Here is a 15,029-nt window from a genome sequence, read left to right on the forward strand (position 1 = left end):
CCTGCTGCTCAACAAAGCAGCAGGTTAGGGTTAGTACGTGGATCAGATTTAGATGGAAATCCTGGGGGTTAGTGGGTCACTTCTGCGTGGAAATCAACAGTGTTGGCTCTGGAGCCGCGGGTGGTGCTCCTGGATGAGCCCACTGCCGGGCTGACGAAGACCGAACGCACACAAATTGGAGAGGTGCTCTCGTCACTTGCAAACAACTACGGTTTGTGCTGCTTGTTGGTCGAGCATGACCTCGATTTCGTAGAGCTCATATCTACCCGGATCGTCGTGCTGCACCAAGGCGCCATTGCTATGGAGGGCAGTTTCCAGGAGGTCGTCAACTCAGAGCTGGTGAAAACGATCTATTCCGGTAGCACCCATGCCGTGAAGGAGGCAGCATGAACGGCGCCGTCATCGCATTCACACCGGCTTTGGCGCTGCAGGGCGTCACCAGTGGCTACCGCACATCTTTGGTCCTGCGCGACCTGAGCCTTGAGGTTCGCGAGGGCGAGGCAGTGGCCTTGTTGGGCAAAAACGGCATGGGAAAGAGCACGTTGCTCAAGACGGTCATGGGCTACCTAGTCAAAAAATCTGGAACGGTCCATCTCCACGGAGAGAACATCACTCGCCTGCCGCCCCACCGTATTGCGCGCTGCGGCGTGGCTTACGCCTCGCAGGAACAGCCACTGTTTGCCGATCTCAGCATCCGCGACAACCTGCGCTTGGGATTGGTACAGGAGTCCTGTTTCGACGAGCGCTTCGCCAGCGTTGAGCCGCTATTTCCGGTCTTTAAAAGCCGGCTGCAGCAGTACGCTGGAACGCTCTCGGGCGGCGAACAGAAAATGCTTCTGCTTGCGCGGGCTCTGATGATGCAGCCTAAGGTAATCCTCCTCGATGAAATTACAGAGGGCCTCCAACCCTCGGTAATCGACAGACTGGCCGACGCTCTGCTGCAGGAACGTGCCCAGCGCGGCACCACCATGCTAATAGTGGAGTAAAACGTGCCCTTCGCTCTGAAGGTCGCTGACCGCTATGTGATCCTCAAGCAGGGCGAGTTGGTGGACCAGGGGTTGGCCAAAGCCAATGGCGCAGTTGAAGCCGTCTTCAGCCACCTCCGGGTATAAGCATGGTTAGCCCGCTACCCTTGACTGGGCATGTGTTCCCACCCCGGCCTCTATGTCAGTTGATCGCCACTGGTGGCACTATCGCTATGAAGGTCGACCCCGAGCACGGCGGAGCGGTACCCGCACTCTCGGGCGACGATTTGCTCGCTGCAGTTCCCACTATCTCACGCGTGGCGCGGCTAGAAGTGCGTGAGCTCTTCAACATTCCGTCCGACTACATGGATCCCGAGCGATGGGTTGAACTATGGCACGCGGTGAGCGAGGCGTTAGCACGCCCTGAGATTACCGGTGTCATCATCTCGCACGGCACTGACACGCTGGAGGAAACAGCCTGGTTCCTTGATCTCACGGTCGCCAGTGAAAAGCCCGTAGTGATGCTTGGAGCGCAGCGCAATGCGTCAGTCCCAGATTTCGACGGGCCGCGTAATTTGATTAACGCTGCGCGCGTTTGTGTGGATCGTCGTGCGCGAGGTCTTGGTGTGGTGGTGGCAATGAACAACCAAATCAATGCTGCGCGAGAAGTCAGTAAGACCCATACCGCCGATGTGGAGGCATTCAAGTCGGGCGACTACGGTTTGCTGGGGGTTATCGATGAGGACGGAGTGGTGCTCTCCCGCCGCTCGACTCGACGCAAGTATGTGCCACTGCACGCAGGGCCCTTGCCGAGGGTGGAGATCGTGCCAATGTTCGCAGGCGCCAGTGGGGACATGGTGCTTTCAGCGGTATCTCTGGGAGCGCGTGGGATCGTGGTGCAGGCCCTCGGCTTTGGCAACGTGAACGCGAGTATGTTCGACGCCATTTGCCAGGCTATGAAAAAGGGCGTGACGGTGGTCATCTCCACCCGCGTGCCGAATGGACGGGTACGCCCGGCCTACGGATTTGACGGCGGGGGCCTCACGCTCAAGGCAGCAGGTGCAGTGTTTGCTGACAATCTCAGCGCGCACAAAGCCCGCATCCTTCTGATGCTGCTGTTGCAGACCCCAAGGACGGCGCAGCAGTTGCAGAGCATGTTCGACCAATGAAGGAGCACCATGACCGATGACCTTTCACCACCGCTGCAATCTCAGGAGGACGGCTGGCGCGTCGGCGTACTATTCTCCCGATCAGGGCCAACAAGCGTTACCGAGTCAGAGCATTTTTTCGGCACGGCTCTAGCTATCGAGGAGATCAATCAACTCGGCGGCGTGCTTGACCGCCCGATAGTTCCTGTGGTCTACGACCCGAGAGGCGATACCGCCGAGTACCGCAAGCTAGCCACGCGGTTGCTGCTTGAAGATGAGGTCACCGTAATCTTCGGCTGCTCCCGGTCATCCAGCCGAAAAGCGGTGTTGCCGGTGATCGAGAGAAACAACGCACTGCTGTGGTATTGCTCATTTTACGAAGGTTTCGAGTACTCGCCCAACGTTATCTATACCGGCGCCGTGCCGAATCAGAACAGCGTGCAGCTAGCCGCGTATCTGATGCAAAACCGCGGCACGCGCTTTTTCTTGGTCGGCGCAGACTATATCTATCCCCGTGAGTCCAATCGAATCATGCGAGACATCGTCGAGCAGCATGGCGGCGAAATCTTGGAAGAGGTCTATTTACCCATAGAAGCGGGCAGCGCTGAACTCAAGGAAGTGTTGGCTGACATCAAGGCCCAGCAGCCCGACGTGGTGTTTTCAACCTTAGTGGGGCAATCGGCGCGGCAGTTTTATCAGTTGTACCCAGATTTTGGCCTGGACCCCAAGAAGATGCCCATTGCCAGTTTGTCCATGGCCGAAGAAGAGATCCGTCAGATCGGGCCGGCACTGTGCGAAGGCCATATCACATCCGCCACATATTTCGGATCGGTGCAGAACGAGAGTAACCAGCGCTTTGTAGCGCTGTGGCGACAGCGCTTTGGCGACCGGCCCACCAGCACTTGGTCCGAGATGGCTTACACCCAGGTGCATCTTTTCGCTTTGGCGCTGCAACGCGCAGGCAGTATGGACCGACGTAGGCTAGTCGAAGCCGTCCGGGCGGTGTCCTTCGATTCTCCCGAAGGTCGCGTAATGGTGGACGCTGACAACAACCACTGCGTTTTAACCCCCCGCATAGGCATCTGTCGCGCTGACGGTCAATTTGACATCGCGTGGGAAGCGTCTGAGCCGGTGCGGCCTGACCCATACCTCTCGACTTTTGGTTTCTCGGAATTTTGGCTGAGGTGACACAGTATGAGTTCAAGCCTCCGCCGCCTCTACGAAGACTTGCGAAGCATCAGCGTCACGGTGGTTTACCCGCCAGGTGAAGACCGGGACGTGGTAGTGCAGCAATTGCAGCGCATTGGTTGTCGCCTCAGGGTGGTGTGGCCGTTCCCGCCCGAGCCACCTACTGGCATTGATGTGATCTTTTTCCAGGTGTCGCAGGATCTGGAAGGTAGCAGCGCCTGGAACGCTAGCGCGGTTGATGCAGCATTTGTGGCTCTCTCGGATTATGAGAGTCCGACCACGCTGAAGCTTTTGCTCGACACCAAAGCCCACGGTGTTATCACCAAGCCGTTTCGTTCATCGGGCATCTTGAGCACACTGGTGCTCGCACGGGCATCACAGGGCTTTCAGCAGCGCCTGCAAGGCAAGATCGAAAAGCTTGAATCCACCATTAAATCTCGCCGGCAGATTGAAAAGGCTATTCGCGTGCTCGTTGATTACCAGCGCATGACGGAGGCACAGGCCTATGAGCACATGCGGGAACGTGCCACAGGCCTGCGCGTAACAGTAGCCGAGGTCGCCGCCATGCTCATGGAGACGCATGAAGCCATGGAGAAGCTGGGGTTCAACAAATCTTGAAGCCTTCCAGCTCGACAACTGCGTGGCCAAGACGTGCTCGCATCGAGCATGCGACGAGATAATTTCCGGCGCATGAATTGATAGCAAAAAATGGAAAAATGTAAGGCTAATTATTTATGAATAATATCGGCAAAGGTGGCGTGAGCCAAGAGATATTTGGACGTAAGGACGATGATAATGAGGATTCCTCACGGTAATATTCGTAGTTCCTGAGTAGGCGCGGGTGCAGGTCGTCAGAAAATTTTTCACAAGCCGATTTTCAATAAAAGTATTTCTCGGCGCGGGCCCCTCATCATTAGACCAAGGTCGCAAAAACTTAGAAAAATGCGAAGGTTCCGCGAAGTGCCTGCGCAAACCTTAATGTCGCGGGCATTCCATTCCAAGGTTAAAACCTTCAATTTTATAGTCGTGCAAAAACTTATGATCTTCAAAAGGTGCGGCACAAAGGCACAATTACCGAAGGGCACATGCTCACTGTCGCTTGAACCGACCAAGTGACGGAATGACGATTAGGCTGGGAGGAGCTTCTCGTTTGTACTTTTCGCCAATAGGAGCGGAAAATTTTGATGACAGCGTCGCGGGTTATTTGTTTTGCGACGCTTGACTATTTCTGTGTTGCAAATTGGCCCGATTGGGGCAGTATATTTACTATGAGGCGGGACGTTTCCCGTGGAGAAAGAATGACGATGAATCACGTACAGATTGATTACGGCGCCCATAAAAGAGCTGAGACTATGGCGCTCACCGCCATAGAAAATGATCTCGGGGTTCAAATAAACGTTACACAGACCAATAAATATTTCCGCACAGGCGACGGAATCACCTCATCGCAAGATTATTTTACGGTGAGCTTCGAGACTTCGGATGTTGATTTGGTGAAGACTTACCTTCAGGAGCCTACGCTCAAAGCCGTTAGTTTTCGATATTGGCCCGTCTTTGAATAAAGCAACACTGCGGGCGTCATAAGAATACATTTGGTGGAGGGGATATGTCGAGAAGGAAAGTTCTATTAAGTGCACTGGGCCTGGCCTGCTCTGGCTTACACGGGGTTTCCCGTGCTCAGCGTAACCTACCGCCGTTAGTGTTAGGGATGACAGGCATCTTGACCGGGCCGCTTGGGGATCCGGTCAAGATGATGCTGAAGGGGGCAAACCTTGCATTTGCCGAGAACCTCGCCCAAGGCGGAATTGATGGCAGGGAGGTGAGGCTCGTGGCTTTAGACGACTCCCTCAACCCCAAGACCGCCGTCGAAAATTATCGGACGCTGATGGGAACGCAAGGGCTTGTAGGGTTTTTTGGCTCGGTGGGTTCTGCCACCACATCTGCTGCCGCCCCGATTTTGAAGGAAAGTGGCTGCCCGCTCTTCGGTGCGTACGCTGTCGCAGACTCCGCGCGCGAATCCGTGAAGGGAAGTGCGTTTTTCCTGCGCGCTACCAATGCCCGCGAATTGGAGGTTCTGGTGCAGCATCTGACCACCATTGGGGTCGTAAAGATTGCTATCGCCCACCTCAATAACCCCGGGGGAAACGAGGTCGCAGGTCTTTGCGATAAAGCAATATCAAGCAAAGGCTATGTCCCCACGAGTACGGTCAACGTCAATGTCGACGGGAGCAATATCGAACAGGCTGCAAAGATCATTGCCGCTTCGAAACCTCAGGCAGTCATTATGTATCTCGGAGGCAGCGTCGCAACGAAGCTCATGGAGCAGACTTGGGCAGCCGGAAGCGTCCCCACGTTCTACGGAATGTCAATAGTTCCAGGTGACACGATCGCTAAAGCAATCGGTGAAAAGGCTAAAAATCTGATCATTTCGCAGGTCATACCCTATCCCTGGAGTCAGTCGAACGATGTTGCTCGTTCCTTTAGACGGCTCGCAGACAAGGAGAGCGTGCCTATTTCGTACTACAGCTACGAAGGATACTTAAACGCGCTTGTAATGATAGCGGCGCTTAAGAAGTGCGAAAAGGACGTTAGTCGACAAAGGCTGCAAACCGTGCTCCGATCGCTAAATACAAGAGTTGGCGGTCTTGACGTGGATTTTACCGACGGAGGGCATACTGGTTCGCGGTTTGTGGAGCTGGTTCAGCTCAGGGCCGACGGTGGCTTCGTACGGTAACCCATTAGAAAGATCCCAGCCATGAGAAACACTGAGGCCAAGTACGATCCCCGGCATCCAATTTGGGCAACCTTAATTATTCTGGTGTTGGCCCTCGTAATGCCCTTTACTCCTGCGATGGCCGCGAAGGGTGGCTCCGGCACAGGCGAAAACATGCTCATCGTCACTGACAGAGGAAATGTCGAGGGATTTAAGCTGCTTTTCATTCAATCCTCAGATGTCAGCGGCGACGGGAGTGGGTGTACTGTTCGGGAGGTCGTCGTGACGGGCGTTCCCGCGAAACTGCTGGAAGATGATGACGCGGTTAAGACATTAATGAAGCGCGCATTTTCAAAAACAATAGTTGCATGCCCACCAAAGACAGGTTTCTACTCTGTGACCGTCAATCTTTGGGAATCTTTCCCCGTGCTACAGGGGGTAATAAGCCCATCTAATTACCAGCAGGCGAAAGTCAACGCGGCCGTAGTCTCGGAAAACGGACAGCCTCCAGAAGTGCGTGTCTACCGCAACCCTGTCGCTGAGCGCTTAAGCCAATTTAAAAGCCAAAACGACAGATCCAATCGTGAGGCGGCAGCGAGGACGGCGTTTTATGAACTGACCCGTCGGGAAAACGTGCACGTATGGCTTACTACGGCCCAGGTGGCGCGCGACCCGTTTAAATGGCAGGACAAAACAGTTGCTATTCCAGTCCGGCTCCACAGGATGCTGACTTCGACCATTGCTTCAGTCGTTGATGCTGATCCAACCGCTGGATTCTCTCAAGTCCTTTTGACTAACGTCAGTTCGGACACGTTTGGCAAGGATGGCTCAGCCATTGTGGTTGGGCGACCGCTGGGACGCAAAAGCTCGGCTGACGTAGGCTTGTCGGGTCAGTCCTACGGTGACGCACCAGTAGTTCAAGTGGTTGTCTACCGAGCATGCGAGGCCCAGCGGTGCCTGGATTATCTTGGCTGGCGCTACAGCGACGAAGTGAAGTGGGGCGTGAAGATGCCCGTGCTTTGTGCCAATCACTCATGTGCGACGCCGTCGCGCAGCGCCGAATGCTCCACACGCCGACAAGCCGGCAAGGAAGCCGAAGGTTCGGCATGTTCAAGAACCTAAAGATTGGTGTCCGTCCTGGCTTGGGCTTCGCGATCACCGTCTCGGTGGCTTGGGCGTCGCATTGTTTGGACGCAACCGCCTCACCGGCTTGAGCGCGGAACCAACGTTGCTCACGAAAAGCCCCGATCTTTATTAAGAATATAACGATTATGAGAAGGTCAGAATGCGATTACGAGAAAATAAAGGCACGTTATCGTGCTGCGCGATGGCTGCATTAATCATCGTGATTTCAACTCCCGTGCATTCGTATGAGGCCCCACCTGCCTGGTGGACATCGATGAGACAAGAACGATCGCTCAGCGCAATATTGCTCCCGCCGATTGCGTGGCTGTGCCTGATTGCACGGCCATGAGCGACGAACGCCTGCCGGGCCGCGCGAAGGAAGTCGACGCCGTCATCAGCGGCCGGTTGCTGGATCGCACCCTCTACATCGACGCCGCCGAAGCCCGGGCTTGCGCGGTGCTCTGGAAATCCGGCCGGTACATACAGCTGGGGCTTTCCGAGGCGCAGAACCCGGATCTGGCCGAGGTGTCGTGCCTCGACGCCTTCGACGGGGTGGGCAAGTTGCACCTCATGCTGCACCGGAAGGTGGATCTCGCGCCGCTGCAGCGGCATGCGGGCGACTTGAAGGCCTATTACTGCAATGACGACCTCAACCCGCCGGTGGACTGCGAGCGATTCCTGGCGCTCGAGTCCTTGGGCCAGATTTGGGCCCCAGGCACCCGTTCGCGCCGACCTACCCGTGCCTGAACCGGTTGAGCCTGACCGGAGCGGCGCCTGCGGAAGGCGACCTGGGCTTCCTGCGCATGGCCCCGCAACTCCGCGAACTCAACCTATTCCGCTCGAAGGTCCGCTCGTTGGATGGCTTGGCCGCCTGCCGACACCTGACTGCGCTCTCCCTCGTCCAACCTCGGGGTCTGCAGGACATCGCGGACCTGGGCCGATGCCGGGAACTGACGAAGTTGACCCTGGAGGGCGCTCGCCATGCAGACGGTCTGGCCGACCAGCTCAAGCACCTCGGGACGCTGACGAAATTGGTCCTCAACGGCGCGCCCCCCCTGCCATCGCTGGGGTTCCTGCGCGATCTGGAGCGGCTGGACTGGTTCGATTTCTCTAACACGGATGTGCTGGACGGGGACCTGCAGCCTCTGGTGGAGCATCCCGCGCTCGATTTCATCCTGTTCACCGCCAAGAAGCATTTCAGTCACACCGCCGCGCAAGTGAAGAAGGCGAGGGCGGCGCGCTGAGTCCGCAACATATACCAATTGCGCGCACAGGGTCGAATCTAAATATAAAGCTATGAAATTTGTTCTGGCATAAACGGCGGGTATGGGGAGATTATTAAGCGCCCAAGTTGGCGGGCATTGTTGGCACCTTTAAGGTTTGAGGCGGTTGCCGTGAAGCTCAATCAGCCCGGATGCGCGGCCGCTCTAATGCTTACCGGTCTCGTCTGCAGAAACAAAGCGGGGTTGCAAAGCGATATGCCGCGCCGGCGACAATTCTCGGCGGCGACGCCCAGGGCAGCTATCGTTTCTTCCGTACTGAGAGCAAGGCGGCCGCGAAAAAATTATATTGCGATTATATGAAAATAAATATCTGCATTTTGTTCTACGCCGTGACTGCACTAGTTAGTATGATTTCCACTTCCGCGCATCCGTATACAGCCCCGCCTGCGGGCATAGACATTGACGAGACGAGAACAATAATTCAGCGCACCGCTAGACCGGTCGACTGCATTGCTGTGCCAGTGGAAGATGCCATAGTTCTTCTGGACAGGGTCGCGCTGTCAAAGTACGGCAGTAAAGCTGCGGTATTACTAAACAGCGCGCGTACCCAGCAGAAAAAGTCGCCACGGGAGCGTGGACTTGAATACAGGTGCGCTCTTGTCGCCGAGAACCTTAGCCCTCAAGCTATGCGAGTTGTCCTGGAACAGCTTGAAGTTGGAGACGCAGCGGTAATTGTCCAAAGTACAGGACAACTGGCACCGAATGTGTCAATCCGATACTTTGGAATGCGTTGTGGGGCCGCGTGCGGGCGAGGCATAATAACGGTTCTTTTGCCTAATCAGAGTCGGCCGTTTTTACACTTGGACTGGTGGGTTTCATGAATTAAGGCTTGTGATTTCATGATGAATCCGCCGTTTTACATCGCTGTCAGTGCTTTCTATCACGCACGATCTCGAGTTTTAGGATTAAATTCATGCTTGCATCTGGAAATGCATTTTCTTCTGAGCCAAATTGGCATATGTTCCGAGTGAGGCAATACAAGTTGCCGATGCCTTTGTCGGGCTGGCTGCCGCCAAGACGTGTGAGCTCACGTTGAAGAGACCATGACGCAGGGATATTCCTGAAGAAACTCTGATGAGCTGCGCATAGTTGCTGAGCAGGAGTTTTGCAAAGTCTAACCTTTCCTCTACGCCGCACCGTTTCCATCCAACGGCAATCGCATTCGTCGGCTATTGCTCGGCTTGGCCGTTGAGATGCCAGAAATACAAGCCGACCAATCCGGTGCGTGTCTGCTTGGAGTTAGCTTGCGGCGAACGGATCAAAAAAAGTGGCATGTTTGAAGGTTTGCCAGTCATGTCCATGTTCCATGCTCGCACGTCAATGCGCATTCTTATTAGCGGAGCTTCAGGGTCTGGCACCTCAACTGTTGGGGCGGGGGTCGCTCTACGCCTCGATGCAACATTCCAGGACACTGATCAACTCCAGTGGGTTGAATCCGCGCCTCCATTCCAACAGGCCAGGTCTTACGATGCGCGCTCTGCATTAATGCTCACCGTATTTGAGAAGAATGCTAAATTGGTAGCGGCCGGGTCAGTCATCGGCTGGAACGATGATATCGAAGACGGATTTGACGTAGTCGTGTTTCTTTACGCTCCCACAGCCGTGCGCATTGAGCGAATCAAGCAGCGTGACACAGCGCTTTTCGGATCCGTCCGGCCAGAGTTTCTTGCGTGGGCCGCCCAGTACGACAGCGGAGCCATGACGGGGCGCAGCTTAGCTCGCCACAATGAGTGGCTGTGCGATCGACGTTGTCCCGTCATCTGCATTGACTCCTCTCCTGAACCTAAAGAACTGATCAGCTTGATCAGTTCAGAAATTCGATGGGTGCTTGATGGCACATAATCTTAAATTTCTAGGCGTGCGGTCCCGAAAGATCGGTTGCTGCGAGTAGTGGCTAGACGTCGGACATTCGGCATGAAGACATGTGGAGAGGCTGATTGAACCCACTGTTGCCGACCATGCATCTGAAATGTCAAGGGTGCTGTGAGGGATGGGTTGCGACCTTGAGGTTCGTGGCAACGTGGCAAGGGGCTGGGTTATCTTGCACGGCCAATGGAAGACTTCCGCCACGAGACACCCAAAGGTTCTTACTTGCGTCGCGTTGACAGCATTCTTTGGTTCCGCGGTTACCGCTCTTGGCCAGGCCATCTGTGGAGTCCTGAAGACCTGCTCGTCTTCGCTCGCAAAAAGAGTGCGCCCTAACCTAGTTCACATCCGTTCTAGCTTTAGCTTGACGGTTGCCGGATGATTTCCGGCATGAACCAATTAGCCTTTGCCCATCGAAGTTTCACCGCGCCGTTCACAGCCAGCGGCCGTGCTGCACTGGTAGCTGCGCCGCCTTGGCATTACGCAGGGTGGCTTCTTAACGTAGCTTTTCGATATGACGGAAAAGAGGCTGGCCAATTGACCCCGCCTGTCGGAAAGCTGTCAGGAAGGGGTACCGTGCACTTCGCTGACTGGCAGGCATGCACAGACGGCCATGAGCTCCTGGATCCGGTGATCGCTCAGTACCGGGAGACCATCGTCGTGCTTGAAATCGAACGGTCCGATGGCACGCTCTGCAACTACTGCCCTGCCATTTGGGTTGATCAGGACATCTCACTGGTGCGAGGACTGTTGCAGGGATGGCCCAAGAAAATCGGCTCCACGTGGCTTACACGCAGTCTTCCTCTCGACCACCCGGCTGCGGCACCACTGCGCGTTGGTAGCCAATTGGGCGCGAGCCTGGCGGTGAAGGACCGGCGGTTGTTTGAAGCTGAGGCTCGCCTGACGGGGGAGCCAGGTCGGCCGTTGGGGTTCCTGCAGTACCCGACCATTGGCGCAGTCGGCTGGCCAGACCTTCGGAAACCCGAACAACTCCCATCGCCTGTGCTCGTTGTTCCGGAAATCAGCGCTCGGGTAGGGGAGGGGTGGCACGCGGCTACCGCTTCCTTGCGAGTCTTCGCTCATCCAGGCGAAGAGATGGACCTGCTTGGCAACGTGCAGACGGAGGATGCAAGTGCGGGGTGGATCGGCATTACTGTGGGAGGTGCGCGCGATGCATGACACCGAACAAAAGGCTCAACCCGACAAAGTCGCAGTCGTGGTGGCGGCCAGTCTGACTGCAGGCCAGGCAGCAAACATCGCGGCGTGCTTGGCGGCAGGGCTTGCAGGGGCGCGCCCAGGATGGGCGGGAGGGACGCTGGTTGACGCTGATGACTTGGAGACAGTCGCGTCGTCTCACCTTCCCATTGCCGTTTTGAGCGCACTGCCGGAAGCAATGAGCGCATTGCTGAGGCAGGCTATAGACATCCCGGCAGCGGAGCGCGGCGAGGTTTCGTTGTTCCCGGCGTATGCCCAGTCCGTTCATGATTTCGCCCAATATCGGGCGCATCATCAAACTGCGCACCACGTGGATGAGCCGATGCTCGGGATAGGGCTCGCCGGACCGAAACGCTGGGTAAATCGCCTCACCGGGAGCTTGCCGCTGTGGCGCTGATGCGGTCCGAAATCCGTCGACTTAGGGGGTTTGACCTGGAGCAGGTGAGCCACCAACAACATGGGCAGGAATGGGTGCCACATTGGCACGATGAATGGTCATTTGGCGCTGTCGTTCGCGGCGAATGTAGATGCATTGTGGGTGGTCAGCCGTTTGGCGCGCGCTCGGGCGACCTGATCGCGATTTCTCCCGGAACGGTACACACCGGGGCACTTACTGCGCCTGACTCTCTTGGTGGTGTCCTGGTGACGATGCTCTATGTCCCAGCCGAGTGGTTTGCTAGAGAAGGCCTCGCTCCCCCCGCTCGCAGTGGCGTAGTTCAGTCGCCCCGGCTTGCGGGCCGTGCGCGAGAACTCGACTCAGCCGAAAAGGCTCAATCTTGGATGCGAGATGCGCTGCCGTTGTTGTGCGATGAACTTGCACCTCGGGCCGGCGTGATAGCGGACCCGATACCTAGCCAGTCCGTTAGATCGCTTATTCAGAAGGTACAAGTCGCCGTGCTCAGTGGTGAGACGTCAGTGGCCGGCTTGGCGCTTCACTGCTCGGTCAGTCGTGAGCGCCTTCACAGGGTGTCGCGTGATTGGTTGGGGATGGCGCCAGGTGAGTACCTCCGGGCAGTGCGTTTGCATCGAGCCAAGCAGCTGCTTTTGGATGGACGACCGCTTGCATCGATCGCGGCAGATTGTGGGTTTTCTGATCAAGCGCACTTCACACGCTGGTTCCGGAAAACTTTTGGCTATTCGCCGGGGGATCTTCAAGAGGCGCTGCAAGAGCGTGGTTGAGCATCTCTTCTAAGTCGGCGTATGCAGACCCTTTGGTACGCTGCAGGTGGAAGGAGCTGCCCGCTTTACGGAACGCTTTTTACTCTACGGCCATGCGTGTCGGCCCCAGTCCTGACTGGACTCAACTGTTTAGCCCACGCCCCCGGTCGGGGCCTCGCAATACTCAGCCTTGGTATGGTCCGTTTGGGCGAGGCGACCGGCGTTCGCAGGCGGAGGTCTTGTGCAGGCTAGGTCTCAGAGCGACGCTTGCAGTCACTCAATCCTCTTGTTCCGAAAGCACAATCTTAGCCCTGCCAGATTGTTTTGCCGTATAGAGGCACTCGTCAGCGCGGCCCAGCACCGCGCTGAAACTCTTGTCAGACCGGAGCATCTGGGCCGCTCCGGCGCTGAACGTAGGCTGCAGTCCGGGGATCTCAAAGCGTGCTTGAGCAAACGCCTCCCGGATGCGCTGATCGACAGACAAAGCTGCTTCGATCCGCGAGTGGGGCATGATGATGCAGAACTCTTCGCCCCCATAGCGGCCCACCAGATCCGGCCCGCGTACCTTCAGCAAAAGCATCGCGCCAAACGTCTTGAGCACCTCATCCCCCACCAGGTGGCCGTGGGTGTCATTGATAACCTTGAAAAAGTCCAGGTCGAGCATGACGACCGTGAGGGGAGAGCCTGACTCCTGCGCTTGTTGGAATCGATGTTCACCGAAATCGATTAAGGAGCGGCGGTTCACGAGGCCCGTCAAAGCATCTGTTGAGGCCAGAAATTCAAGCTTTCGCTGCGCGTCAAGCCGCTGCGCCACAAGCAAGGCTAGAGAGTTCAAGTTCACATTGATCGTTGCGACGACCAGGGCGATAACGTTCATAACGTCGGGTGATTCCAACGAGGGATTGGACGCAGTGGCCAAACTGACCAGCTTCAGAAGTGACAGGCACGCTGTGCCGCCCATTGTGAAAACGATCAGCCACCGCCAGCCAGACGTAATTTTTTTCGGACTTCGAAGCACTTCCACCAAGATGGACGTTGTTTGCACGAAGGTGGCGAACGCCACGAAGCCAATGCGAAAAGTGCTGTGCTCTGTAATGAACGCGAGTGGATGAACTACTGCGACACATACCGGCGCCCAGAAAAACCATGCACGTCTTTCTGAGTGGCCTGCGAAACACCGGACCGAGTGGTGGGCCAAGCTCAAGCTTAGCGAAAATAAGACGGCACCTGCCGACAGGAACCCGAAGAGTTGAGTTCGGTAGCCGACGATGAATGCAAGCCAGCCAAGGGCTTGCAACCACGCGCCGATGATCCATGCCGTGGTACCGGGCGCTTTTTTGGCGGTGGAGGCGACGCTCAGCGCTGCAGCCATGGCGAACGCATTGAGAAAGACCATCGCCATCAGCGTAGGGATGTCAAACATCATCGGCGACTCCTTCTTGCCCACGCGGGGACCACAAGGTGATGGCGAGCCCGGCGACCTTGCGGTTGGTCAGTCTTAGCCTGCAACGCGAAGCGTCTCAAAGTTAAACTTTGCGCCGGCCCGCGATCTATGCAGCCATTAAAACGGCCTCCTGGCGCTAAGGATAGCTGTATAAGAGGGTCCGGAGGGGCTTTTTACAGTAGACCGTTTGCCCAATCCGAGTTAACGCTTCGGAAGAGTCATCAGGGCCTTAATTTTGAGGACTTTGATGAGCTTGACTGTGCGTGACTGAGGATACCGGATTGTCCTAAGTGCTTATGCTGGACAAATCAGGGCCTAAAGGGTGGTCCGAAAAATCGAGAGGTTTGGAGGATCTCTAAACACTGGCCGTTGGCAGTCACCATAACGGCATTGGACAGCCCTAGCCCAAGCAGCCGCGATGAACCACTAGTGAGCATACGCTCACTGCACCGCCAGTGGACGGAGTCTCCGGTGAACACAGATATCGCCGTGAAAAGGTTTCCCCAGAGCAGCTCGATCTGAGCAATGCGCTACTGGACGCTATACACCCATGGGTGACGAGAGCAAACGTCGAATTGGGTAGGCTTTTTGCTATTGCAGGTTTGCCGCGTGTGGAGTCTTGAAACTCTGCGCCACGCTCTCAGATCCACTGGACTCGACCTGCCGAACTTGCGTTCGATGCTGGATGGCTATGCTCGAAGCTGGCCTGAGATCGAGTCGTGGCTCGAGAGTGTTGCGCCCAGCTTAACGATTGCCACCAAGGAGTTATCCACAACTGAGCATTAAGTTCGTGCAACAGGGTGGGTCAGAATTCGATGGAAATGGCGGGGGTGCGGATAAAAACTTGGACTGGTTTTATGCCGCAAGTCCAAGGCTCACCCGGTATTCGATAGGGCTGAGGGAGCCAAGAGAGATCTTGATCCG

General features: G+C 56.2%; 13 protein-coding genes and 2 pseudogenes. 14 read left to right on the forward strand and 1 reads right to left on the reverse strand.

Annotated elements, in window-relative coordinates; genetic code table 11:
• Positions 1 to 99: 99 nt before the first annotated feature.
• From ASC83_RS05005 to ASC83_RS24520, 14 genes and pseudogenes are all read left to right on the forward strand, one after another.
• Positions 100 to 390, forward strand: a pseudogene (locus ASC83_RS05005) (branched-chain amino acid ABC transporter substrate-binding protein); the annotation flags it as partial.
• Positions 387 to 1,112: pseudogene (locus ASC83_RS05010) on the forward strand (ABC transporter ATP-binding protein). The pseudogenes ASC83_RS05005 and ASC83_RS05010, both read left to right, overlap by 4 nt.
• Before the next feature lie 2 nt (positions 1,113 to 1,114).
• Positions 1,115 to 2,134, forward strand: a complete 1,020-nt coding sequence (locus ASC83_RS05015; protein ID WP_056059025.1) for an asparaginase — start codon at positions 1,115 to 1,117, stop codon at positions 2,132 to 2,134.
• Positions 2,135 to 2,143: 9 nt separating this feature from the next.
• Positions 2,144 to 3,301, forward strand: coding sequence for a transporter substrate-binding domain-containing protein (locus tag ASC83_RS05020; RefSeq protein WP_056059028.1), 1,158 nt, complete (start codon positions 2,144 to 2,146; stop codon positions 3,299 to 3,301).
• Between the two features lie 6 nt (positions 3,302 to 3,307).
• Entirely contained in the window at positions 3,308 to 3,919 is a 612-nt protein-coding gene (locus ASC83_RS05025) for an ANTAR domain-containing response regulator (RefSeq protein WP_056059031.1), read from the forward strand.
• Between the two features lie 680 nt (positions 3,920 to 4,599).
• Positions 4,600 to 4,863 (forward strand): hypothetical protein, encoded by a 264-nt coding sequence (locus tag ASC83_RS05030; protein ID WP_056059036.1) that lies wholly within the window; start codon positions 4,600 to 4,602, stop codon positions 4,861 to 4,863.
• A gap of 44 nt (positions 4,864 to 4,907) precedes the next feature.
• The gene (locus tag ASC83_RS05035) at positions 4,908 to 6,035 is read left to right on the forward strand and encodes an ABC transporter substrate-binding protein (protein ID WP_056059039.1); all 1,128 of its coding nucleotides are present in this window, start codon (positions 4,908 to 4,910) and stop codon (positions 6,033 to 6,035) included.
• 21 nt (positions 6,036 to 6,056) lie between these two features.
• Entirely contained in the window at positions 6,057 to 7,136 is a 1,080-nt protein-coding gene (locus tag ASC83_RS23875; RefSeq protein WP_156379443.1) for a hypothetical protein, read from the forward strand.
• Positions 7,137 to 7,484: 348 nt separating this feature from the next.
• Positions 7,485 to 7,886, forward strand: coding sequence for a hypothetical protein (locus ASC83_RS05040; protein ID WP_056059042.1), 402 nt, complete (start codon positions 7,485 to 7,487; stop codon positions 7,884 to 7,886).
• Between the two features lie 5 nt (positions 7,887 to 7,891).
• Positions 7,892 to 8,383, forward strand: a complete 492-nt coding sequence (locus ASC83_RS05045; protein WP_056059044.1) for a leucine-rich repeat domain-containing protein — start codon at positions 7,892 to 7,894, stop codon at positions 8,381 to 8,383.
• A 1,332-nt stretch (positions 8,384 to 9,715) separates the two neighbouring features.
• Entirely contained in the window at positions 9,716 to 10,264 is a 549-nt protein-coding gene (locus tag ASC83_RS05050; RefSeq protein ID WP_235509322.1) for a hypothetical protein, read from the forward strand.
• 414 nt (positions 10,265 to 10,678) lie between these two features.
• A complete protein-coding gene (locus ASC83_RS05055) occupies positions 10,679 to 11,467 on the forward strand; it encodes an acetoacetate decarboxylase family protein (protein ID WP_056059051.1) in 789 nt (262 codons plus the stop codon).
• Positions 11,460 to 11,900, forward strand: coding sequence for a DUF2000 family protein (locus ASC83_RS05060; RefSeq protein WP_056059065.1), 441 nt, complete (start codon positions 11,460 to 11,462; stop codon positions 11,898 to 11,900). Before ASC83_RS05055 ends, ASC83_RS05060 begins: the two co-directional genes overlap by 8 nt.
• The gene (locus tag ASC83_RS24520) at positions 11,900 to 12,682 is read left to right on the forward strand and encodes a helix-turn-helix domain-containing protein (protein ID WP_082522356.1); all 783 of its coding nucleotides are present in this window, start codon (positions 11,900 to 11,902) and stop codon (positions 12,680 to 12,682) included. Before ASC83_RS05060 ends, ASC83_RS24520 begins: the two co-directional genes overlap by 1 nt.
• A 256-nt stretch (positions 12,683 to 12,938) precedes the next feature.
• Here the strand turns inward: ASC83_RS24520 and ASC83_RS05065 are convergent, their stop codons facing one another.
• The gene (locus tag ASC83_RS05065; protein ID WP_056059046.1) at positions 12,939 to 14,087 is read right to left on the reverse strand and encodes a GGDEF domain-containing protein; all 1,149 of its coding nucleotides are present in this window, start codon (positions 14,085 to 14,087) and stop codon (positions 12,939 to 12,941) included.
• Between the last annotated feature and the right edge of the window lie 942 nt (positions 14,088 to 15,029).

Origin of the sequence: Acidovorax sp. Root402 (assembly GCF_001425125.1) — a bacterium.
Classification (GTDB): Bacteria; Pseudomonadota; Gammaproteobacteria; order Burkholderiales; family Burkholderiaceae_C; genus Acidovorax; species Acidovorax delafieldii.

Coding starts and splice junctions, on each gene's coding strand:
- ASC83_RS05030 (WP_056059036.1), top strand. CDS start 4,600: ATGACGATGAATCACGTACAGATTGATTACGGCGCCCATAAAAGAGCT.
- ASC83_RS05055 (WP_056059051.1), top strand. CDS start 10,679: ATGAACCAATTAGCCTTTGCCCATCGAAGTTTCACCGCGCCGTTCACA.
- ASC83_RS05040 (WP_056059042.1), top strand. CDS start 7,485: ATGAGCGACGAACGCCTGCCGGGCCGCGCGAAGGAAGTCGACGCCGTC.
- ASC83_RS24520 (WP_082522356.1), top strand. CDS start 11,900: ATGCGGTCCGAAATCCGTCGACTTAGGGGGTTTGACCTGGAGCAGGTG.
- ASC83_RS23875 (WP_156379443.1), top strand. CDS start 6,057: ATGAGAAACACTGAGGCCAAGTACGATCCCCGGCATCCAATTTGGGCA.
- ASC83_RS05065 (WP_056059046.1), bottom strand. CDS start 14,087: ATGATGTTTGACATCCCTACGCTGATGGCGATGGTCTTTCTCAATGCG.
- ASC83_RS05015 (WP_056059025.1), top strand. CDS start 1,115: ATGGTTAGCCCGCTACCCTTGACTGGGCATGTGTTCCCACCCCGGCCT.
- ASC83_RS05025 (WP_056059031.1), top strand. CDS start 3,308: ATGAGTTCAAGCCTCCGCCGCCTCTACGAAGACTTGCGAAGCATCAGC.
- ASC83_RS05050 (WP_235509322.1), top strand. CDS start 9,716: ATGTCCATGTTCCATGCTCGCACGTCAATGCGCATTCTTATTAGCGGA.
- ASC83_RS05035 (WP_056059039.1), top strand. CDS start 4,908: ATGTCGAGAAGGAAAGTTCTATTAAGTGCACTGGGCCTGGCCTGCTCT.
- ASC83_RS05020 (WP_056059028.1), top strand. CDS start 2,144: ATGACCGATGACCTTTCACCACCGCTGCAATCTCAGGAGGACGGCTGG.
- ASC83_RS05060 (WP_056059065.1), top strand. CDS start 11,460: ATGCATGACACCGAACAAAAGGCTCAACCCGACAAAGTCGCAGTCGTG.